This is a genomic window from Trichocoleus sp. FACHB-90, from assembly GCF_014695505.1.
GTDB lineage: Bacteria > Cyanobacteriota > Cyanobacteriia > Cyanobacteriales > FACHB-T130 > Funiculus > Funiculus sociatus.
In genome coordinates this window covers 1-20,809 of sequence record NZ_JACJOK010000021.1, presented here as the reverse complement: position 1 = coordinate 20,809, position 20,809 = coordinate 1, and the positions used below count along the sequence as shown (strand labels likewise).

Here is a 20,809-nt window from a genome sequence, read left to right as displayed (position 1 = left end):
AGAGAACGCAGAGGTGTAGAGAGGCGAAATTTCGCGTTTCCAACGGAAGCGACAGACAAAATTCGCTATATACCAATCTTCATTCATTCGGAAGATTATCCGTTTAAAGTCTGAAATTGTCTCTCCGTCCTCTGCTCCTGGAGTGGTTCGTTAATTACCATAAATCGGATTGCTATATCTTCATCTTTTATCTCTACAATGATGCACAATTTTATTCCTCCTGAGCGGTTTTTTCCTTATCTGAGTTGGACTGATATTCAGGAAATGCCGGATAAGGAAAATGTAGTAATTATTCAGCCTGTGGGTGCTATTGAGCAACATGGCCCTCATCTGCCGATTATTGTGGATTCGGCTATTGGTGTGGCTGTGATTGGGAAGGCTTTGGCAAAGTTAGATTCGGAGATTCCTGCATACGCTTTACCGCCTTTATATTACGGGAAATCAAATGAACATTGGCATTTTCCGGGGACGATTACTTTAAGTGCGGAGACACTTTTGTCTGTTTTAAAGGAGATGGCTGATAGTGTTTATCGGGCAGGTTTTCGGAAGTTGGTCTTGATGAATTCTCATGGGGGACAACCACAGGTAATGGAAATTGCGGCGCGGGATTTGCATCAGAAATATAAAGATTTTCTGGTGTTTCCGTTATTTACTTGGCGGGTTCCGCACGTTGCTAAGGAGTTACTGACTCCGAAAGAATTGGAATTTGGTATTCATGCGGGAGATGCGGAAACAAGTCTGCTGCTGTCTATTTTGCCGGAACAAGTGAAGATGGAAAAGGCGGTTGCTGAGTATCCGCAAGGTTTACCGGAAGATAGTTTGTTGAGTATGGAGGGAAAGTTACCTTTTGCTTGGGTAACGCGAGACTTAAGTCGAAGTGGGGTTTTGGGAGATCCGACGACGGCGACTAAAGAAAAGGGCGATCGCTTGTTAGAATCTGTTTCTGATGGCTGGGTACAAGTTATCAAAGATATCTACAAGTTCCGTCAGCCGCGTTGTAAAACTTAAGGCAAGTTATTTCACCCAGTCAGGTGAATCAAACAGGTGAAGGCTGTACCTATGGCTAGAGGTTAATTTGAGAGTAATCCAACCAACTCTCAATACCTCAGCTATGAAAACTTTCTTAAACTATTCTGCCTTATTATCTGCTCTAGCTTTGTGTGGTGCTTTGCCCTTAGCTTCCCCAACTCTTGCGTTTGATAAAGACTCCATACAAAATTTCAACCAGAGACGAAATAATGATGCTTTGCTGGCGCAGTGGCGAGACACTAATCGCCCTAGCGGACAAGTGCAGCAACTGTTAAACCGCATAGAAAGCCGTAGTGATAGGTTTCGTGAAAACCTCGATAGGGCGCTTGACGAAAGCCGTCTCAATGGTTCCAATCGGGAAGATGAAATTAATCAGTATGTCAGAGATTTTGAAGTAGCAACAAATCGCTTGCGCGATCGCTATTACAATGGTCAATATGTTGCTGCCGATCTTCAGGAAGTGCGGCGACGGGCAAACAGAATAGACAATTTCATGCGTCGCCAACGCTTAGGTTTGGGTGCTGAACGCGACTGGGCTGCTATCCGTCTGGATTTAAATCAACTAGGACGTATTACAAACGGCGTAACCAGACGCTATTACCTAGATCGTAGTTATTAAAGTGTCCCGTTGCAGATAGTTGCGATCGCAATCCCTAGCAGTTGTAAATTAACTTGTTAAAAGTTGATGATTTGATAATAAGACAATATGCGCGATTGCTATGTTTTTTCCTCTACTTTCTCTCCTTAGCAAGCGCCGGGGCAATTCATGAATTGCCCCTACTTCTAACCCTAACGCCCAACGGTAAGCGGTTGCTTGGTGAAAACAGCATTACCCGTCTCTACATCAAACCAGTGAATAAATTGGGGAGGAAGTGTTAACGTTACATCCTCGCCACTCAACTGCTGATCTGGCGGTAACAAAGCCCGAATTGTGACTGCTTCTGTCTGCGGCCCTTCAACGCGGACGCTAATTAAATTGTGCATTCCCAAGTTTTCTACTAAATACACTCGCCCCCGAATTGTTTGTCTATCTTCCGGTTGGGCAATGATTACATTTTCTGGACGAATACCCAGCACAATTTGCGGCGGCGTAGTGGGAATTTCCGGCAACGGTATTCTGAAACTACCCAACATTGCGGAATTTCCCTGGCAAGGAACAGTGAGCAAATTCATCTGCGGACTGCCAACAAAACCAGCAACAAACTGATTCGCCGGATTGTTATAAATACGGTGCGGTGGGTCAAGTTGCTGTACGTCACCCTTATTAAGAACAGCCACTTTTGTAGAAAGCGTCATGGCTTCTGTTTGGTCGTGGGTGACATAAACAACTGGGACTTTTTGAGCTGCAAATAGTTGCTTAATTTCCGCTCTGACTTTTTCTCGCAACAACGCATCTAAGTTACTCAGCGGTTCATCTAATAAGAATACATCTGGGCTACGTACCAGGGCGCGTGCTAGAGCAACCCGTTGCCTTTGTCCTCCAGACATTTGACCGGGTTTGCGGTTCATTAACTCGTCTAATCCCAAGACTCGCGACGCTTCTGCTACTCGTTCTTTGATTTCTGCGGATGGAGTTTTTTTCAGTCTAAGTCCAGAAGCAATGTTTTCGTAAACAGTTAAGTGTGGATAAAGGGCATAGCTTTGAAACACCATCGCAATATTGCGATCGCCTGGTCGTTTATTCGTAACATCCACGTCCCCGATGGTTACTCGACCGCGAGTGGGTTCCTCCAAACCTGCAATTAATCGGAGTATGGTAGATTTACCACACCCGGAAGGGCCTAGTAAGGTGAGAAATTCACCATCTTCTACACTCAAGCTAACGTCTTTAACTGGGATGACTTTAGGAGTATAGGTTTTATTTAAGTTTCTGAGTTCGAGTCTAGCCATTTTTCGATTTTGGATTTTGGATTAAAAAACTTTAGATGGAACCTCTCCCCTAGTCGTAATTTTGGATTTGTGGGAGAGTTTACTAGGGTTAAAAAAGGGTTTCCGGCTGCCCTTTATTAGGAAGGGGGTTAGGTTTTTTTAACCTTTGACAGCACCAGCTGTTAAACCTTGGACAATCTTGCGCTGGAAGAATAAAACCAGTAAGACGAGGGGCAATGTTCCTAAGACAGTAGCAGCAGCGATCGCTCCATAGGGAATTTCAAAGGCTGAGGAACCGCCTAGCTGTGCAGCTGCAACGGGGATTGTCTTCATATCTTCACGGGTGATGAAAGTGAGGGCGAAAATAAACTCGTTCCACGCAAAAATAAAAGTCAGAATTCCCGTTGTCACCAGTGCAGGTAATGTCATTGGTAAGACAATTTGTGTTAGCATTTGCCAAGTATTATAACCATCAACCTTAGCCGCGTCTTCCAAGTCTTTTGGTAATTGCTCGAAAAAGCTTCGCAGCACCAGAATTGTTAAAGGTAGATTAATTGCCGTATAGGGAATAATCAGCGCTAGATAGTTATTTGCTAGTCGCAGCCCTTGGATAATTTCCAACAGTCCCAAGAATAAAAGAATTCCTGGGAATAAGGTGACAATTAGGACACCTGCAAGAATAACTTTTGCACCCCAAGGGCGCAATCTTGCCAGCGCGTAGGCGGCGGGCGCTCCGATTAATAAAGCGAGAGCTGTGGAAGTAATCGACACGAAGGCACTATTTAAAATGTATCGCCAAAACGGGCGACGGACGAACAATTCAATGTAGTGATTGAGCGTATATCGAGTGGGAAAATAAACCGTGGGAACGGCGACAATATCTTCGTTAACCTTAACTGAAGTCAGCAATTGCCACAAAACGGGGGCTAGAGAAAATAGCACCACAAAAGCAACTACTATGGGTATGAATATTTTTTTCCAGGGAATTTTTACTCCTCCGGTTGGAGTTGGGGTTGGAGTCGTTTTTCGTTCTTGGGGAATTACAGTCATGTCAATTTTGGATTTTTATTTAATAAATGCTATTAAGCTGATCCAGAAGTTTTGGCACGGGATCTAGTTAGCAAGAAACTAGCGATCGCTACCGCTAAAATCAGCAACAAAAATGTCACTACTACTAACGCTGCACCATAACCGAAATCTAAGTAGCGCATCACAGTAGAATAAATGTATAGCGATACCACTTCAGTCGCACCCCCAGGGCCACCACCTGTCATTACTGCAATCAAGTCGAAGATTCCGAAAGCTTGAGCAAACCGAAATAATAGGGCGATCAAAATTTGTGGTAGCAGCAGCGGTAGGGTAATTCTGGTAAAGTTTTGCCAGGGTGTCGCTCCATCAATCGAATGCGCTTCGTAGAGGTCTGGCGAAATAGATTGTAAGCCCGCCAGCAGCAGAATACTAATGAATGGTGTGGTTTTCCAAACATCAGCAAAAATAACTGCCATCATTGCCAGCGTCGGGTCGCCAAGCCAGTTGATCCCAGTCTTAATTAGACCCAACCGCAGTAGAATATCGTTAACAACTCCAAATTGGTCGTTAAAAATCCAAGCCCAGGCAAGACCAATTAAAGCAGTCGGTAAAGCCCAAGGTAAAATAGCGGTGGTTCTTACTAAGCCTCGTCCCAGAAATTTCTGATTCAGAACTAGCGCAATCGCCATTCCTAACAGTAACTCGAAGAAAACTGATGCAGACGTGAAGATTGTTGTCGTCCAAAAACTCTGCCAGAAACGTCCATCGCCCGCCATTCGCGCATAGTTAGCAAAACCAGAGAAAACGGGTTTTAATTCTGTACCCAAATTTTCCGTAAACAAACTCAACCAAAATGCTCGCCCAATTGGGTAAGCATAGACAAATAAAAGCAGCAGTAATGCTGGTAGTAATAAAATCCAACTTGTTCGTTGTTCCCGCCCTCGAATTGTATCCATCTTATTTTTGCCTTTTGCCTTGCTTTATTAGTAGTTGAGGTACGACCAACTAAAGTTCGCTGCTTTTCACGCCTGACCTCTCCCCAACCCCACTTAAGGGAGGGGCTTTCGATTCCAACATTCCCAACAATGGTTGGGAGTTAAATTGTGAGGTTTTTCATGTCTGGTTGGGAACGCTTTCATCTTTTAGCTTTTGCCTTGTACTAGCAGTCGCCGCGTTTCATTAGCTGCGGATTTCATCGCTGTTTCTGGAGCCATGCGATTAGTTAGCGCAGCGCTAAGATAGCGTTGCAAAATATCCGACACTTGGGCATATTGAGCAATTGGTGGACGCAAAACTGCTTGCTGTACAACTTCTAGAACTTGTGGATAGTGAGCGTATTTAGCAACGATTTCTGGATCTGTAAACAATTCTCTTCGGCTTGGCACATAACCCGCACTCAAAATGAATCGGCGCTGTGCTTCAATACTGGTAAAGTATTGAATTGCTTTCCAAGCTTCTTTGGGATGTCTGGAAGTTTTAGAAATACCTAAACCCCAGCCTCCCAAACAAGCTCCTCCAGCTTGATTAGGAGCATGAACCATCGGTCTAATGGCAATTTTGCCTTTAATTTGTGATGTTTCTTCATTAGCTAAAGGCCAAACATAGGGCCAGCTGCGGAGAAATGCTGCTTGACCGCTTTGGAAAAAACGTCGGGTTTCTTCTTCCTGATAAGTTGTTACTCCTGGTGGAGAAACGCCCTCTTGAACGGTGTCTTTGAGGAATGCGATCGCTTGCAAAGTTTCCGGTCGATCCAATCCCACTTCTAGCGTGTCGCGATTAACCCAAAAGCCGCCAAAACCTTCGAGAACTTCCACAAACATTGCCACGAGTCCTTCGTATTGGCGACCCTGCCAAACGTAGCCCCAATTAACTTTTCCTTGCTGCTGCAAGGCTTTAGAAACTCTCATCAAATCTTGAAACGTTTCTGGTGGTTCCAATCCTGCTTCTTTTAATAAATCTTCCCGATAATAGAGCATCCCCACATCGGAACGAATTGGAATTCGGTACAGTCTGCTTTCGTAACGTCCCCCCTCCACATCTTGTGGCGTAAATGCTGCTAACTCCTCTTGGCTAATTTGATCAGTGAGGTCTCGTAACCACCCAGCAGCGGCAAATTTGGGTGTCCAAATTACGTCCATATTTACTAGATCGTAAGGAGAATCGCCCAAAAGAAAAGCAGAAGTATAGAGGTCTTCGAGTAAATTTGTAGCATTCGGCCCCTCAATAATATTGAGCCGAATGCCAGGATTTTCTGCCTCAAAATCTTTTACCATACCTTGTTGCCAAGGTTGAGCATCGGGGGCTGTCATCAACAAGTTGAGGGTGACTGGCTGCTGAGCCATCACAATCCAGTTAAATAGTATGACACCCAAGGAAAGAGTCAGGAAAAACCAAAAGCGGCGCAAATATCCTAACTTTTTTAGGATATTTCGCAATATGTTTATTGGTTTGCTATATAACATTGTTAGCTGAGTAATTAGAGGTTTTAATCATTAGAAAATGAAAACCCTCAACCTTCCTAATAGCCCGCTTTTGTTACCTATAAGCATTGCTTAGTACAATTAAACAAACTTAAACAAAGTTTTCCAGCGTCGGCTATGGGAATAGTTGTGTTTAGAAAACGTGAATATGCAGGATCGCCGTCTCAGTTTATCTGAGACTTTTCTGTAAGTTCTGCTAAGAGTGCGAACTGCTTATTGAGATAGACAAAAGCTGATGCAATTTTTCTAATTTAATTCGCCCTTAAACAGGGAGCAACTTTCCTAAGATATAGTAATCTATGCCTAAAGATAATCTCTCAAGAGGTAGAACTAGCACCATAGAAAGTGTTATTTTCAAGAAATAATGTAAAATAATGTTAAGATAAATAAACTTTTTATATTATATTTACGGAAAAACACCTGATAACTGTATAGACACGATAACCGCTATTCTACAAAAACGAACGCCGCTCTTCACACAGACCATAGAGGTTGAGATAATGAAAAAGTTGTTTATTTCCTGATATGAAATTTCAGATTTATAGGGCTTACGCACGTTAACAAACTTGTTCGCCTGATGGGATTAGGAAGCAAGAGAGTATAATTTTTGATGTAATAAATTTATTATTTTTTTTGCTATGAGTACACTACCAGAACAATCTCAAACTGAATATGTAGAACAAATGGCAAAGTTAATAGATTTGCCCATAAAACCAGAATACCTTCCGGGTGTGGGGGAAAACTTTGCTAGAATTGCTGCGATCGCGCAAATTGTCACAGAATTTCCCTTACCAGATACAATTGAAGCGGCACCTGTATTTGAGCCATGAGCAAAGCATATCCTGATGCCACTCAAATTGCTGAGGTAGTGCGGGGACAAGAAGTTTCTGCAAAATCTGTCATCGCTGCTACATTGGCAAGAATTGCCGAACAAAATCAGACGTTTAATTGTTTTACTACTGTAACTGCTGATACAGCAATGGCAGACGCTTCAAAAATTGATGAAGCGATCGCATTAGGTAAAGATCCGGGTATTCTCGCAGGCGTACCATTCGCCGTAAAAAATCTCTTTGATATCGCTGGGTTGACTACTTTAGCGGGTTCAAAAATTAAGGATGAAAATCCTCCAGCAACCAAAGATGCCACAGCCGTTGCTAAACTAAAACAAGCTGGTGCGGTGCTAGTCGGGGCGTTAAATATGGACGAATACGCCTATGGTTTTGTCACCGAAAATAGCCATTATGGTGCTACCCGCAACCCCCACGATACAACCCGCGTTGCTGGCGGTTCCTCTGGAGGTTCGGCGGCGGCGGTTGCTGCTGGGTTAGTTCCGCTAACGTTGGGAAGCGATACTAACGGTTCAATTCGCGTTCCTGCCTCATTGTGCGGTATTTTTGGCTTTAAGCCTACTTACGGGCGATTGTCGCGCTCAGGTGCGGTATTATTTTCCAGTAGCTTCGATCATATCGGCCCTTTTGCGCGTTCTGTGCGCGACATTGCCGCAGTTTTTGATATCCTTCAAGGAGCGGATGAGAGCGATCGCGCTTGTACAAAGCGCCCCCCTCAATTGTGCTTACCGCAATTAAATCAAGGTGTTGAAGGTTTGCGAATTGCTGTTGCTGAAGGTTATTTTGCTAAAGGTGCAGAACTAGAAGCCTTAGAAGCAGTCGCCACAATTGCAAGTGCGTTGGATGTCACCAAATTTGTAACGATACCGCAACCCCATCGCGCAAGGGCAGCAGCTTTTATAATTACAGCAGCAGAAGGCGCTAATTTGCATATAGATTCCTTGCGATCGCGTCCTTTTGATTTCGATCCAGCAACACGTGATCGCTTTCTAGCTGGTGCCTTAATTCCGGCAACGTGGTACATTCAAGCGCAACGGTTTCGACAATGGTATCGCGATCGCGTTCGAGAAATCTTCAACGAAGTAGATATAATTCTCGCCCCCACAACTCCTTGCTTTGCCCCTAAAATTGGTCAAGAAAAGATGACAATTGGCGAAGAAGAAGTCTTAGTTCGTCCTAATTTGGGACTATATACTCAACCTCTATCTTTTATCGGATTGCCCGTTTTATCCGTCCCAATTCATCATCCCGATAGACTACCTTTAGGAGTACAAATTATCGCCGCACCTTACAACGAAGCGCTAATTTTACGAGTAGCAGCAGTGTTAGAATCTCAATCAATTATATCAGCACCAGTTGCACAGTAGTTTAACATTTCTTTATCCCCACCCCCGAAATGTGAGGAGTGACGATGGGAATCGAAGGTTCAAACCTTTCATAATCAAGATGTTCAAAACCAGCATTTTCTAACGCTATCCAAGTTTCGCGGGCTGGTTCGCAACCATCAGCCAGAAATTTCCACACCGGACGAACTCCCTCCTGTACCCGCCTCAACCAAGTACCTTTAGGGGCGGCGACGTGTTCAATAAATAAGAAGCGTCCGCCGGGTTTGAGAACTCGCAAAATTTCTTGTAAAGTAGCCTTTAAATCTGGTACTGAACACAAAACCAAGGTACTAACAACCGCATCTACGCTGTTATCTTCAGCTTCCAAACGTTCAGCGCTGATCGTGCGGACATCAACGTTATTTAAGCCCACCTTTTCTGCTTCTTTCTGGAGATACGGGTGCATATAGGGATTTGGCTCGATGCCAATCCAACGCATATCTTTGGGATAGTAGGGGAAGTTAGCACCAGTTCCAGGGCCAATTTCCAAAACATCCCCGTGTAAGTTTCCGAATAGGTTGCGTTTGCGATCGCAAACCAGTTTCTCGTAGCTTGCATTGCCCGTAGATAGTAACCAGGCAAATAAACGTTTGTTCCAGCAGCAGGGGCAACCTTGCATTTGTAATTCCATAGAAATTTGCCTTCAATCACATTATCTATTATTTTATAAACCAGAGAACTTAGCCAAATACATCTAATAGGGTAAACCTACTGGATGAATATCATTAAACCGCTTGCAAAAGTTGATAAACGCCCTCAGACTGAGGTATAAGCGCATTTTGGCTACATAAAGATGATAAAAACATACGATTGGATTGTAGTTGGCAGCGGTATTACGGGTGCAACGCTAAGTTACGAACTGGCAAAAAAAGGCTTTTCGGTTCTGTTAATACAACACGCCGCATCGCCAAATGCCACGCGCTATAGTTATGGTGGATTGGCATATTGGTCTGGGACAACAGATTTAACGCGGCAATTGTGCGCTGAAGGTATCGAAATTCACCGCAATTTATCGGAGGAATTAGACAGTGATACTGAGTTTCGCGAATTAGACTTAATTTTAACAATTGCTGCTGATGATAACTCGAAACAAGTAGCAGCATACGCTCGTTTTGCTATTCCACCGCGCTTACTCAGTGTTGAGGAAGCTTGCGAAATGGAACCGCTACTAAATAAAGATGCGATCGCGTCTGCTTTAACCGTCCGTCACGGTCATATTGAAACAGAAAAAACTACCTCCGGGTACATCAAAGCCTTTCGCCGTTTTGGGGGTGAAGTTCTTTGCGATCGCGTGGTACAACTCAACAGAGAAGGCGAAAAGATTCTCGGAGTCAAAACAGCAACCGAAACCTATCATGCAGCTAACACCATCATCTGTGCAGGTGGTTTCAGTCGCGCCTTACTAAAAGCAGCTAATATTCCCATTCGGCTATATTTTACCCATGCCGAACTAATCGAAACTGAGCCAGTTGATATACATTTGCGTACACTGGTAATGCCAGCGGATACAACACGATTTCAATTAGAAGCCGAAGCCAGTACACCTGAACTGGATCATCTATGGGATCAGCCCAATAATGAACCAATGCCACCCATTTTAGATGCAGGTGCCATACAGTTTAAAAACGGCAGCTTACGCATTGGACAAATTAGCCGAGTTCTCACCGATCCCAACGCGAAAATTGATGGGGTTGAAAGCGAAGCCAACCTCCGCGCTGCTGTGGGAAAAATATTACCTGCGATAGAGAAATTACCGGGAAAGTGGCATCATTGCTTGGTAGCATTTAGTAGCGATCGCCTTCCTCTCATCGGTGCTATTAATAACGTTGAAGGTATCTATATTTTCTCCGGATTCTCCAACCCATTAGTATTCGTACCACCCTTAGCTAAACGCTTTGCGAGTTGGGCAACTGGGCAAGATGACCATATTATCGCCCAGCTATCTCCTCAACGATTGTGATTTAAATAACCATTTTTTTGTAACTGCTGATACTCTTTTTGGTAGATGAATTGCCTCTTAGCGTGAGCCAAGGTTATTGAGTAAACCTTTAACAGGCAAAATTTATGCAAACCACTGACAATACACGCGCCGTTAGCAACCTTGAGTACGATTTGCTCACAGTATTACAAAACAAAGCTGAAGCGTTGAAAGCATATGAGACTTATATAAAAGACGCGCAGGAAATGGGATCTCAGCCTTGTGCAGAACTCTTCCAGAAGTTGCAGCAAGAAGATATGAAGCACGCGCAGGAAATCCGCCAGCATCTTCAGGAAGTGATGCAGAAAGGCAAAATGTAGCCGACATCGGGTGAGGCGATTAAATTAGTTTCCTAGGGTGGGCAATGCCTACCCTACTTACTGTATGCTAAGTGTCATAAATCGCTTCACTCGCTATGACATCAACCACCTTATTAATATTTGCTGCTGCTGGAATATTTTCCGGAATACTCGCGGGATTTTTAGGAATTGGCGGTGGCACTGTTCTTGTACCATTATTAGTAGCATTAGGTTACAAGCCAGTTGAAGCCGTTGCTACCAGCAGCCTAGCAATTTTAATCACCGCAACTTCTGGCAGTATCCAGAATTGGCGGATGGGGTTATTCAGCTTTAATCGGGTAATTGCTATCGGATTTCCTGCTATAGTTACAGCCCAAATTGGGGCATATTTAGCCACTCGTTTTCGCCCTTATTTGCTATTAGCATCTTTTGGATTATTGCTACTTTTAAATATATATTTAGTTGAACTACGCAAACAACTGACAGCAAAAAAGAAGCTGGAAGAAGAGCAGGGAATAGACGCAGAAGCGCAGCAACTTAAGACTCAAAAATCCAACCTTTTTTTCAATCCAAATATTGCTAGAATTTTCACGGGAAGCACCGCTGGAATACTAGCAGGATTGTTTGGTGTTGGTGGCGGCGTAATCATGGTGCCTCTACAAATATTACTATTAGGAGAAACCATCAAAGTTGCCATTCAAACAAGTTTAGGTGTCATTGTCATTACTGCCATATCCGCTTGTGTGGGCCACGCCTTGCGAGGTAATGTCTTATTTACAGAGGGGTTCTTGTTAGGAGCAGGTGGTTTTTTAGGAGCGCAAATTAGCACCCGATTTTTGCCTAAATTACCCGATGAAGTTGTTAGTTTAGCCTTTCGTACACTGCTAGGAATTTTATCAATTTATGTTTTCTGGCAAGCATGGCAAAGTTATAGCAGCTAATTCCGCGTTACCAGCCTCAGCCTGGTAACGCGGGAGCATCCCGTATTTGCACGCCCACAGGCTTTCAGTCTGTGGTTACACAAACAAAGCCTACCGACCCAGACCCCATTGAGTCCGCGCAGGCGGACTTCGTTTGTGTAGCCGCGATTTCTAATCGCCAGGTATTTTGCTGGGATGCACCCTGAGAATTACACTAAAGGCAGTAAAATTTGAGAAGGAAAATCTTTCCCACTTCGCACAGTTAAAGTAATAATTTGAGCTGCAATTAAAGCGGTTTCACTAGGGGAAGAACCAGTACCGGGATTAACAGGATAAGCGGGAAAACAAGCTGCACTTAAACTAAGCCGTAGACAATTACCTTTGTCCAATCGCGCACAAGTTGCTTGCAAAATAATTTTTAAAGGTGCCGTTTCTTGATTCGGTTCAACCCGCACATATCCTTGAGTAAAATTGTAGACAGTGCCATCTGTTCGCACTTCCGACAACACTGCACATAAGTCAAAACAGGGTGTATCTGCTATAGCATAAACTTCTACAACTACATCTCCAGCAAGATGTAAATCTGACTCTATCGGTGCAGAAGTATAGGTTAAAATATCCGTGCGACAATCAAGGCTAGAACGGTCAAAGGAACCAGCAGGAATTGTAGCATGACCTCCTAAAGCGGGAACAGGTCGCCAAGGATCGTGAACCAGTACATCAGAAGAATTTTGGATAACTTGTTTCGCCTGTCTTATCAACTTACCTGCATCATCCCGCATACTAGCTAAACCAGAACTTTGCAGAAAATAGGATTTATGATTATCGCTAGGGAAAGTTTCAAAAAATCGCCATTTGTTACTACCCATTTCAAATAAATTAACAGGCGGTTCATTCAATAATCCTGTATCAATACCTTTGAGAAACTGGTCAAACCATCGAATTTGCAATTTATCAATTGAACTATTAGCCTCTGCACCATAATCTACATTCCCTACTTTTCGACCCCAAGGGAGATGCGCCCAAGGGCCAATTACTAAATGCTGAGGAAAGGCACTACGAGATGCCATTTCTTTGTATAAATGCAAAGTTCCGCCCAGGAAAGTATCAAACCATCCGCCAATGTGTAGCATCGGCAAATCAACATCTTGCAAATGCTGTTTTGGTGAAAGGTTTTCCCAATATTCACCGGGTTGAGGATGGTCTAACCATTCGTGATAGAAAGAGTCAGGCGCTAGGTTTTTCAGAATGTCTGGACGGGCGGGAATTTTGTCATAAAGTGGTAAATTACGAGAAGCTGTAAAAAAAGCTTGATACGCTTTTTCATCTCCTAGCAATCTAGCGGTTTCTGTTGCTAGTTGAATCGCCCAGCCGAGATTGGCTTGTAAACAAAATGCTCTGTTTTCATACGCCCAATCTGTATATAAATCGTAGCCAATCATGGCGGGACAAACCACTTTTAATGCCGGGGGATGTGCGGCGGCGGCGTAAAGCTGGGTCATTCCCTGATAGGAAAACCCATACATTCCAACATTTCCATTACTACCTGGTAAATTCGCAGCCCAATTAACTGTGTCAAAACCATCCTCAATCTCGTGGGAAAATAGTTTAAATTCGCCCTCTGATGTGCCGCGCCCCCGAACATCTTGAATTACCACAATGTAGCCTTGGGTGGCGTACCAGGTAGGATGGGCATAGACAACGGTGGATGCGATCACTTTCCCATACGGCTGTCGCATCAGCAAGACGGGAAACTCACCCTCCGCATCCGGGCGATAAATGTCCGCATCCAAGCGCACCCCATCCCTGGTAAGCATTGAGGCAGTTTCTTTGGGAAAAACATTTAGCATGGAACTAGAGAATCTACTCTACCCAATACTGCTAAATCCTCTTCATCCAATTCCACTGGCGTACCGCTACGAATTAATTCCGCAAAGTCTTCATTTGGCACCATAATACACAGCGCATACAAGCGAGTAGAACCCGTATTTTCAATTTTATGGATGCCAGTTGGAGGAACTAAAATACTATCTCCAGCACCAATTGGTACAGTTTTCCCATCACAAGTAGCTTGCCCTTCCCCTTTAAGAATGAAAAACATTTCTACAGCGAATTGGTGCCGATTTGGGGGAGTTTTCCCGCCAACATCGAAAATTTCTACGCAAAAAGTTAAGGACATATGCGCCGTTTTCGGCTCAAACACAATCGCTAAACGATTAGTATCCTGGGGACTAATACGATAGACTTGGTAATCTTTGGGAGACTTGAGGACAGGAATCACGCAACGAGCAGCATCCATAAAGGTTTCACCTTTGCTAATTGAAGGATGGCTAATTGTGTTTTTTATCACTATTAGCCATTAACCAGTTGTAATTGCTTCTAAGATAGCTTGAGAATCTGTCACGAACCCAAAACACTGTTTAACGTTATAAAGTGTAGCTTGCCAGCAATATTCTGGAGAGGTAGTAGCAGTGCAATCTGTAACTAAAATGCAGTCATAGCCAAGAAAGTTGGCATCTTGTAAGGTAGCCATCACGCATTGATCGGCATTCACCCCCGCAAAGAAGATAGTAGTTTTTCCCAGGTTCCGTAAAATACTATCGAGGGGAGTATCCCAAAAACCGCTCATCCTGTACTTATCGACGCGAATATCTTCCGGCTTTTGTTCCAATTCATCCACCACCGCCGCCGCCCAACTACCCGCCATCAGCACTTTAGCATCAGCTTCGGGCAAGCGATCGCCTAAACCAACACCATCGCCTGTCGGGTTATAAACATGATGTACTCCCGCACTAATATTTAACAAATCGGGGCGATTTCCCCAATTTAGCCAAATTACAGGCACGTTTGTATCTCGCAATTTTGGCAGTAAATTGTTTAAGGGATTTATGGGATTCCGTGCAGGTGTCACATCTACGCCAATGTGCGCCAGCCAGCCTTTTGGATGGCAGAAGTCATTCTGCATATCAATTACCAAAATCGCCGCTTTTGCCAAATCCAAACGCAGTGTTTTAGTTTCTGTCGCCAAAGTAACAGGTTGCGGTTTTAAAGGAGGGCGCGTGATATCAGCAATTTGAGCATCAACAGCCCAAGCATTCGGTGGTACGCCCAAGGTTCGTAAAGGTGAATTCATAGGGATTCTTGAGAAGGGAACTTTAATGGTAAGGACTCAAGGCTCTAGATTTGAACTGAGTTAGAAGAGATTATGGTAATGAGCGATCGCATTCCGGTGAAGTACGAAGGTCAATTTGTTGATATTTTAGATGCTGCTACTAGCCACGGTGGAAAAATTTGATGATTTGATGACTGTGGCATCTCGGCGGGTGTTGAAGGATAGCGATCGCTTTATGTACGATTGAGGGAAAACTCTGGCGTTACGATGCTGCTGAGGCTCAAACAAGTTTAGCTACTTTCAAAGTACCATTGCGGGTTATCTCGACTGCTGATTTGATGGAGGAGGCTGTTAATATTGCCTTGGCTTATGGAATTTCTGCTTATAATGCCAGTTATGTTGCCCTTTCTCAGCAAGTTGGTGCTACGCTATTGACTCTCGATGAGAAGTTGGTGAGGGCTGTAGCTGCTACGTCTTACAATGTTCGCTCATTTAATGATTTTACAATTCTGCCGTTGCCCTCAGTGTAGATATTAAAATCAACCATGCTTCAATCAACTTATGAGTAATTTTAAGTTGCGTTGCCGTGGTGTACTAATGTCAATTCATTAATATCTTAGTTGAAAGTTATGTCAACAGCGATAGCTCTTTCTCAAGTGTCTTCTAAAGTATTGGAGAAGCTAAAAGAAAATCCTTATGCTTATGATGTGTTTTTTGAGGCAATAACCATATCTGATCCCAATGATTGGCAAGAATTTAAGTCTGTTTTTTACCAACAGGACTTTGACGAATTTAAAGCCGATGCTCCTCGCCTTTTAGCTGAGGGTAAAAATAGGCGGTTATATCTTGGGGAAAATTGGCAACCAATCCAATTTTATCTTACAGCTACTTGTGGAGAAGAAGATTTAATTTTCCCAAATAGTTATAGCCAGGATGAAAATGATTTACTTCGAGTTAATGCTGTCACAAGTGTAAATTACCTGAAATATGAAAGGTATATAAGGTACTTTAGTGCTGATGAAGTCAAGGACGTAGTAGAAGAATTATCGAGAGTTGCACAAGAGGATGATAGGGAAAGACTAAGAAAAATATGTCGAAAAGCCAAAGTAAATTTTCGGGAAAGAGAATATGAAAATTGGATTGAATATACTGAGCTGTTTAACGAATTGATAGATTACTACAAAGATGCTGCCGACAAAGGGAATGCCATGTTAATATCTATTGGATGATGATGTTAATAGGTAGTAGGTGAAAATTAAACAATAACCCGCAATGACGAAAATTAATGGGATTCAACCCGTTATATTACCAATTTTATCGTCAGTGATGGCGATCGCGTCCTTAATTATCCTCTAGCTGAAAAGGCATGAAAGCACTGTAAAATGAGAGAATAATGTTTTTTTGTGATTAATCGTAATTTTTAAAATCAAGAAACGTAGAATTTAATAAACCCTAACTAAAAGGTAAAAACTGTGACTTTTACAATTCAACAGGCTTTAGTCCCGGTTGATGACGGTTATGCAAATGTCGATGTGCAGATTCAGGATAACGCGATCGCTGCCATCGAAGCTAATCTAGAAGTCGTCGGTACAGCTATCGATGGTAAAAATAAACTTCTCCTACCCGGCTTCGTCAACGCCCACACCCACTCTTCAGAAATGTGGCAGCGGGGATTGATTCCCCCTGTACCCTTAGAATTGTGGATTGCGGAACTTTACGACTTTACACCCCTCGAACCCGATCAAGTTTACCTGAGTGCTTTAGGAACAGCGGTAGAAACTCTACTTTCTGGAGGGACTAGCGTAGTCGATCACTTAGTTTTAATTCCTGGCAAAGAAATTGAAACTATTGCCGCGGCTGTTCGCGCCTACAAAGAAATTGGTATCCGCGCTTTTATTGGCCCATTAATTCAAGATGAAACCCTGACTCGTGGCATCCCCACAGGTGGGAAAGAAACGGAACACGAAGCCTACATCCGTTCCACAGAGGCAACTCTAGCACTAATGCAGGAAGCTGTAGACAAGTTTCATAATCCTGCGGAAGGTGTTTATATTTTAGTTGCACCAACGGGGATTCAACTGTGTTCAGATGCCTTGTTTCAAGGTTGTATTGAATTAAGCGATCGCTACAATCTCTGTCGTCACGCCCACCTCTTAGAAACCCAAGCCCAAAAACTCCTCGCCCAGGAAAAATACGGCTGTAGTGCAGTTGAACACCTAAAGCGTATCGGTTATTTAAGTCCGCGCACTTCCTTAGCTCATTGCGTTCATTTGACCGATGCTGATATTGAAATTCTGGCAGAAACTCAATCCACCGTAGTACATAATCCTCTCAGCAACCTGCGTTTAGGTAGCGGCATCGCTCCAATTTTGAAATATCTTCAAGCGGGAGTCAATGTATCTTTTGGTTGCGATGGTGCTGCTAGTAACGACTCGCAAGATTTGCTAGAAGCTATCAAAATCGGCTCAATTTTGCACAACATCACCGATTTAGATTACCACCACTGGATTACACCCCGTCAATCGGTAGAAATAGCAGCTTTTGGTGGTGCCAAAGGATTAAATTTAGCCGATGAAATGGGTTCGTTGGCTGTGGATAAAAAGGCTGATTTGGTACTTTATGACCTTACCAGTTTATCGCTGCTACCCCGCACAGATGCGATTGGGTTGCTAATTTTAGGCCGTCCAACTCAAGCAGTGGATAGTATTTGGGTAAATGGTAAAAGAATCGTTGCCGATGGCAAAGTGACGACGATTAATGTAGAAGATTTGAGAAAAGAATTGTTTGAGCGCAGCCAATGGGCTACAAATCGTCAGTCTAAAACTTTAGGTGAAATTGAAGCCCACTATCGCAGTGTAATGGGATTACCAGAAGGAGTAAAAAAAGGTTACTCGTAAGATTTGGGCAGGCTTTTAGCCTGCCCCACTAACAATTTTATTGTTAGTGGCTAATTCTGTTAATTGCGGGTTCTCTTGATATGATCCATAATCTGCTGCTTGCGCTGATCTGAATTGGTATTGTAATTCGCCTGATTGATTTTTACAGTTTTGCTGACATGATCTAAAATCCGCTTTTTGCGTTCTGAGGTAGCCATTGTTAGATACTTGAATTAATTAATTGGATTACAGACCTTATCTATATATTAACTTATATTAAGTGAGTTTAACAGCCGTGAAAGTTTCCAGGCTTGAATGACAAAATACCTCCCTCAAAAGAGAGAAGATTGGAAATATTAAATGGATATCAACATACCGGATGTGGTAGCTGAAGTTACAGCAGCTTTTGAGCATTACGAAAAAGCTTTGATTAGCAATGATGTCGCCGTACTCGACGAATTATTTTGGAGGAGTCCGCACACTTTGCGCTTTGGCGTGACTGAAAATTTGTATGGCTATGATGCGATCGCTACTTTTCGCAGCCAGCGATCGCCTGTGAATTTAGAGCGATCGCTAATTCATACCACTATCACCACCTACGGACGGGATTTCGCCACCGCCAACACACAATTTCAGCGCCTTGGCTCAAATCGCACCGGACGACAAAGCCAAACTTGGATGCGAACCCCGGACGGTTGGCGTATCGTTAGCGCTCATGTTTCATTGTTGGCTACTCCCGATTAGAGGGCGCTGGGTGCGTTAAGCAGGTAGAACTTTGCCGCTTTGTAAAGAAATATTAAGCAGAATTTATTAAAAAATGTTGCAGCTTCTTGAAACCAGTTGCTAAGGTGTGCATAAGCAATGCTTCAGGTTAGCGCTCGTATTGAGGAGACGTGCCATTTATGCTCTACATTCATCTTGGCTGTTTGCCGACTAACTGATTCCAGAAATGTCTGAAAAATATTTCTCGGACTTTCCGGCAAAACGGCTGAGAAATATCTTTTTTGCTTGTTTGACTGCTTTTAGTCCAGCGTCATTCTGTTAGCAACTTCTCAAAGTTTTGGGTTATCAATTTTAGACATTTTTAGGTTGGTGTTCCCTAAAATTTCCGGAAAATGTCTTGCACGGCAAGGTTTAGTCCAAGTAATACCCCAAACACAAATCAATTGTCATCTCAGTGCGTGAAATTAGGAACTTTTCTGTTGGATTTTGCACATAACCACTGAAAAAGCCAGCGCAGTGAGTCCTCAAATATGGAGGTTTAATCATGGATATTCAAGGAAAGACAGCTCTGATTACTGGAGCTTCGCGGGGGATTGGACGAGCGATCGCACTCGTTTTAGCCAAACAAGGAGCAAAACGCCTGTTGTTGGTAGCACGCGATGAACAGCGGTTAGCCCAAGTCGCTGCCGAAATCGAAGCTATGGGCGTGGAAGTGGCGATCCTACCTTTAGATTTGGCTCAAGTGATCGAAGTGAATATTGCGATCGCTAAAGCTTGGCGAGATTACGGGCAAATTCATCTACTCGTCAACTGTGCAGGCGTTGCACACCAAACACCTTTCTTACGTTCCCGGCTGCCAAATGTGCAGGAAGAAATCGCCATTAATTTAATGGGAATGTACACCATCACACGTCTAGTTGCTCGACGCATGGCAGCACAACGGGAAGGGACAATCGTTAACGTTTCAAGCTTAATGGGCAAAGTGGCAGCCCCGACGATGGCAACTTATTCTGCCACCAAGTTTGCAATTGTCGGATTTACCCAAGCCTTGCGCGGCGAACTCGCTGCACACAATATCCGGGTAATAGCTTTGCTGCCCTCTTTAACCGATACTGACATGGTGCGAGAATTACAGTGGTTTCGCTGGGTAATTCCCACGACTACCGAGAAAGTCGCTCAGGCACTCGTCGCCGGACTGCACAAGGAATCACCGGAAATCTTGGTAGGATGGCAAAGTCATTTGGCCGTGTGGTGCAACCGCCTTGCACCTTGGCTGCTGGAGAAGGTTTTACTGATAGCTGCTCCGCTGTCGAAGTATAAGCAAAAGCGTTACCGCAGGCTCCGCGAGGCTGGAGTAATTTCACGTTAAAGTCTGTTGTTAACAGGCGAATCTAATTCCAGAGTAGAGACGCGATTAATCGTGTCTCTACTTTAGCTGTGAAATTTATTTCCAGGCTCCGAGCGTTAGTGCCATTTAACCTACCAGGATTTGGATAGACTGATTGCAGATAAAGAGATGTTAACGATGAGTCAAAATCGCCAGATATTAGATGACATTGCCGAACGCATCCAAGCAATTGTCAAGGCTGAAACAGCCACCGTGGTGCTAGCTGAGTCCGAAGGGGAAACCGTCTACTATGCGGCAGCAATAGGCAAGCACGCTGAGTGGGTGTCGGACAAAAGGGTTGCCGCAGCGACTTCCGGATTGTGTGGTACGGCATTTCAGAGCGACAAACCCGTGTTAGTTTGTCGTACTGAGGGCGATCGCCGAGTCCGGCAAGATCATGCTAAAGCGTTGGGAATAGAGACAGCTTTAGCCGTGCCTCTCTACTACGAAGGCAAGCTTTTGGGAGCGCTACAAGCTTGGAATCGTACTGACAGCAGCTTATTTGACGAAGAGGCAGAACGTGTTTTGGCTGCTTACGCCTCTGAAGTTGCTCCACTGGTTTATCAATACCAGACAACCATGAAGTAGAGGATAATTTGCAAGGAAAAGCGATCGCGCTGGCTTGAAATAAGCAACCAATCAAAGATGAGCAAATGACCCAAGATGAACCCATAGAACCAAAGCTTCTACGCCACTCCAATTCCCTCTCTTTCTCCAATCCCCTCTCTTTCTCCAATCCCCCCTCCTCGCTTGCGGGGAGGCAGGGTGGTTTCATGTTAGCCAGAGAAAAACCTGGTGAACCTGATTGGCAAGATCGCGGATACAATCGGGAACAGTGCGACAGCCTAAACGACGGGCTAAAGTAATCAGAAAC

22 protein-coding genes are annotated in these 20,809 nt (G+C 43.8%); 13 read left to right on the top strand and 9 right to left on the bottom strand.

Going from position 1 to position 20,809, the window contains the following annotated elements:
• The first annotated feature begins 201 nt into the window (after window positions 1-201).
• Together H6F74_RS06560 and H6F74_RS06555 are read left to right on the top strand one after the other, a co-directional pair.
• The gene (locus tag H6F74_RS06560; protein WP_190438152.1) at window positions 202-1,008 is read left to right on the top strand and encodes a creatininase family protein; all 807 of its coding nucleotides are present in this window, start codon (window positions 202-204) and stop codon (window positions 1,006-1,008) included.
• A 103-nt stretch (window positions 1,009-1,111) separates the two neighbouring features.
• Window positions 1,112-1,648 carry a hypothetical protein gene (locus tag H6F74_RS06555; protein WP_190438086.1) on the top strand — a complete coding sequence of 179 codons (537 nt, stop codon included), beginning with the start codon at window positions 1,112-1,114 and terminating at the stop codon, window positions 1,646-1,648.
• Between the two features lie 170 nt (window positions 1,649-1,818).
• Here the strand turns inward: H6F74_RS06555 and H6F74_RS06550 are convergent, their stop codons facing one another.
• From H6F74_RS06550 to H6F74_RS06535, 4 genes are all read right to left on the bottom strand, one after another.
• Window positions 1,819-2,919 carry an ABC transporter ATP-binding protein gene (locus H6F74_RS06550; RefSeq protein ID WP_190438084.1) on the bottom strand — a complete coding sequence of 367 codons (1,101 nt, stop codon included), beginning with the start codon at window positions 2,917-2,919 and terminating at the stop codon, window positions 1,819-1,821.
• A gap of 138 nt (window positions 2,920-3,057) precedes the next feature.
• Entirely contained in the window at window positions 3,058-3,948 is an 891-nt protein-coding gene (locus H6F74_RS06545) for a carbohydrate ABC transporter permease (RefSeq protein WP_199300920.1), read from the bottom strand.
• A 32-nt stretch (window positions 3,949-3,980) separates the two neighbouring features.
• Window positions 3,981-4,883, bottom strand: a complete 903-nt coding sequence (locus H6F74_RS06540) for a sugar ABC transporter permease (RefSeq protein ID WP_190438079.1) — start codon at window positions 4,881-4,883, stop codon at window positions 3,981-3,983.
• Window positions 4,884-5,069: 186 nt separating this feature from the next.
• Window positions 5,070-6,389, bottom strand: coding sequence for an ABC transporter substrate-binding protein (locus H6F74_RS06535; protein ID WP_190438076.1), 1,320 nt, complete (start codon window positions 6,387-6,389; stop codon window positions 5,070-5,072).
• A 656-nt stretch (window positions 6,390-7,045) separates the two neighbouring features.
• Between H6F74_RS06535 and H6F74_RS06530 the strand changes: the two genes are divergently transcribed.
• Window positions 7,046-7,237 (top strand): DUF4089 domain-containing protein, encoded by a 192-nt coding sequence (locus H6F74_RS06530; protein WP_190438072.1) that lies wholly within the window; start codon window positions 7,046-7,048, stop codon window positions 7,235-7,237.
• Window positions 7,234-8,622: an AtzE family amidohydrolase gene (locus H6F74_RS06525; protein ID WP_190438070.1), complete on the top strand. Its 1,389-nt coding sequence runs from the start codon at window positions 7,234-7,236 to the stop codon at window positions 8,620-8,622. The genes H6F74_RS06530 and H6F74_RS06525 overlap by 4 nt, the downstream gene beginning before the upstream one ends.
• Window position 8,623: 1 nt before the next feature.
• Here H6F74_RS06525 and H6F74_RS06520 read toward each other — a convergent pair whose 3' ends face one another.
• Window positions 8,624-9,271, bottom strand: a complete 648-nt coding sequence (locus tag H6F74_RS06520; RefSeq protein ID WP_199295138.1) for a class I SAM-dependent methyltransferase — start codon at window positions 9,269-9,271, stop codon at window positions 8,624-8,626.
• A gap of 165 nt (window positions 9,272-9,436) precedes the next feature.
• Between H6F74_RS06520 and H6F74_RS06515 the strand changes: the two genes are divergently transcribed.
• From H6F74_RS06515 to H6F74_RS06505, 3 genes are all read left to right on the top strand, one after another.
• Window positions 9,437-10,600 (top strand): FAD-dependent oxidoreductase, encoded by a 1,164-nt coding sequence (locus H6F74_RS06515; RefSeq protein ID WP_190438150.1) that lies wholly within the window; start codon window positions 9,437-9,439, stop codon window positions 10,598-10,600.
• Between the two features lie 104 nt (window positions 10,601-10,704).
• Complete coding sequence (locus H6F74_RS06510) at window positions 10,705-10,938, top strand: hypothetical protein (protein ID WP_190438067.1); 234 nt, start codon at window positions 10,705-10,707, stop codon at window positions 10,936-10,938.
• A gap of 95 nt (window positions 10,939-11,033) precedes the next feature.
• A complete protein-coding gene (locus tag H6F74_RS06505; RefSeq protein WP_190438064.1) occupies window positions 11,034-11,858 on the top strand; it encodes a sulfite exporter TauE/SafE family protein in 825 nt (274 codons plus the stop codon).
• Between the two features lie 188 nt (window positions 11,859-12,046).
• On the opposite strand, the gene H6F74_RS06500 is transcribed toward H6F74_RS06505, so the two are convergent.
• Genes H6F74_RS06500 through H6F74_RS06490 form a run of 3 tightly spaced genes read right to left on the bottom strand, consistent with a single transcriptional unit; the run spans window position 12,047 to window position 14,970 of the window.
• The gene (locus tag H6F74_RS06500) at window positions 12,047-13,687 is read right to left on the bottom strand and encodes a CocE/NonD family hydrolase (protein ID WP_190438061.1); all 1,641 of its coding nucleotides are present in this window, start codon (window positions 13,685-13,687) and stop codon (window positions 12,047-12,049) included.
• On the bottom strand, window positions 13,681-14,136 hold the full coding sequence (locus tag H6F74_RS06495; protein WP_190420688.1) for a cupin domain-containing protein: 456 nt from the start codon (window positions 14,134-14,136) through the stop codon (window positions 13,681-13,683). Before H6F74_RS06495 ends, H6F74_RS06500 begins: the two co-directional genes overlap by 7 nt.
• 60 nt (window positions 14,137-14,196) lie before the next feature.
• Window positions 14,197-14,970 (bottom strand): cysteine hydrolase family protein, encoded by a 774-nt coding sequence (locus H6F74_RS06490; RefSeq protein ID WP_190420689.1) that lies wholly within the window; start codon window positions 14,968-14,970, stop codon window positions 14,197-14,199.
• Between the two features lie 290 nt (window positions 14,971-15,260).
• Here H6F74_RS06490 and H6F74_RS06485 point away from each other — a divergent pair, with 290 nt between their 5' ends.
• From H6F74_RS06485 to H6F74_RS06475, 3 genes are all read left to right on the top strand, one after another.
• Complete coding sequence (locus H6F74_RS06485; RefSeq protein ID WP_190438058.1) at window positions 15,261-15,479, top strand: type II toxin-antitoxin system VapC family toxin; 219 nt, start codon at window positions 15,261-15,263, stop codon at window positions 15,477-15,479.
• Window positions 15,480-15,578: 99 nt separating this feature from the next.
• Window positions 15,579-16,178, top strand: coding sequence for a DUF1877 family protein (locus tag H6F74_RS06480; protein WP_190438055.1), 600 nt, complete (start codon window positions 15,579-15,581; stop codon window positions 16,176-16,178).
• A 243-nt stretch (window positions 16,179-16,421) separates the two neighbouring features.
• Window positions 16,422-17,846 carry an amidohydrolase family protein gene (locus H6F74_RS06475; protein ID WP_190438051.1) on the top strand — a complete coding sequence of 475 codons (1,425 nt, stop codon included), beginning with the start codon at window positions 16,422-16,424 and terminating at the stop codon, window positions 17,844-17,846.
• Between the two features lie 59 nt (window positions 17,847-17,905).
• Here H6F74_RS06475 and H6F74_RS06470 read toward each other — a convergent pair whose 3' ends face one another.
• Window positions 17,906-18,043, bottom strand: coding sequence for a hypothetical protein (locus H6F74_RS06470; RefSeq protein ID WP_190438049.1), 138 nt, complete (start codon window positions 18,041-18,043; stop codon window positions 17,906-17,908).
• A 142-nt stretch (window positions 18,044-18,185) separates the two neighbouring features.
• Between H6F74_RS06470 and hpxZ the strand changes: the two genes are divergently transcribed.
• The 3 genes from hpxZ to H6F74_RS06455 all read left to right on the top strand — a co-directional run bounded on the left by hpxZ (window position 18,186) and on the right by H6F74_RS06455 (window position 20,523).
• Window positions 18,186-18,569, top strand: a complete 384-nt coding sequence (hpxZ, locus tag H6F74_RS06465) for an oxalurate catabolism protein HpxZ (protein WP_190438046.1) — start codon at window positions 18,186-18,188, stop codon at window positions 18,567-18,569.
• Between the two features lie 523 nt (window positions 18,570-19,092).
• A complete protein-coding gene (locus tag H6F74_RS06460; protein WP_190438043.1) occupies window positions 19,093-19,917 on the top strand; it encodes an SDR family NAD(P)-dependent oxidoreductase in 825 nt (274 codons plus the stop codon).
• 156 nt (window positions 19,918-20,073) lie between these two features.
• The gene (locus tag H6F74_RS06455; RefSeq protein WP_190438040.1) at window positions 20,074-20,523 is read left to right on the top strand and encodes a GAF domain-containing protein; all 450 of its coding nucleotides are present in this window, start codon (window positions 20,074-20,076) and stop codon (window positions 20,521-20,523) included.
• Window positions 20,524-20,809 lie beyond the last annotated feature (286 nt).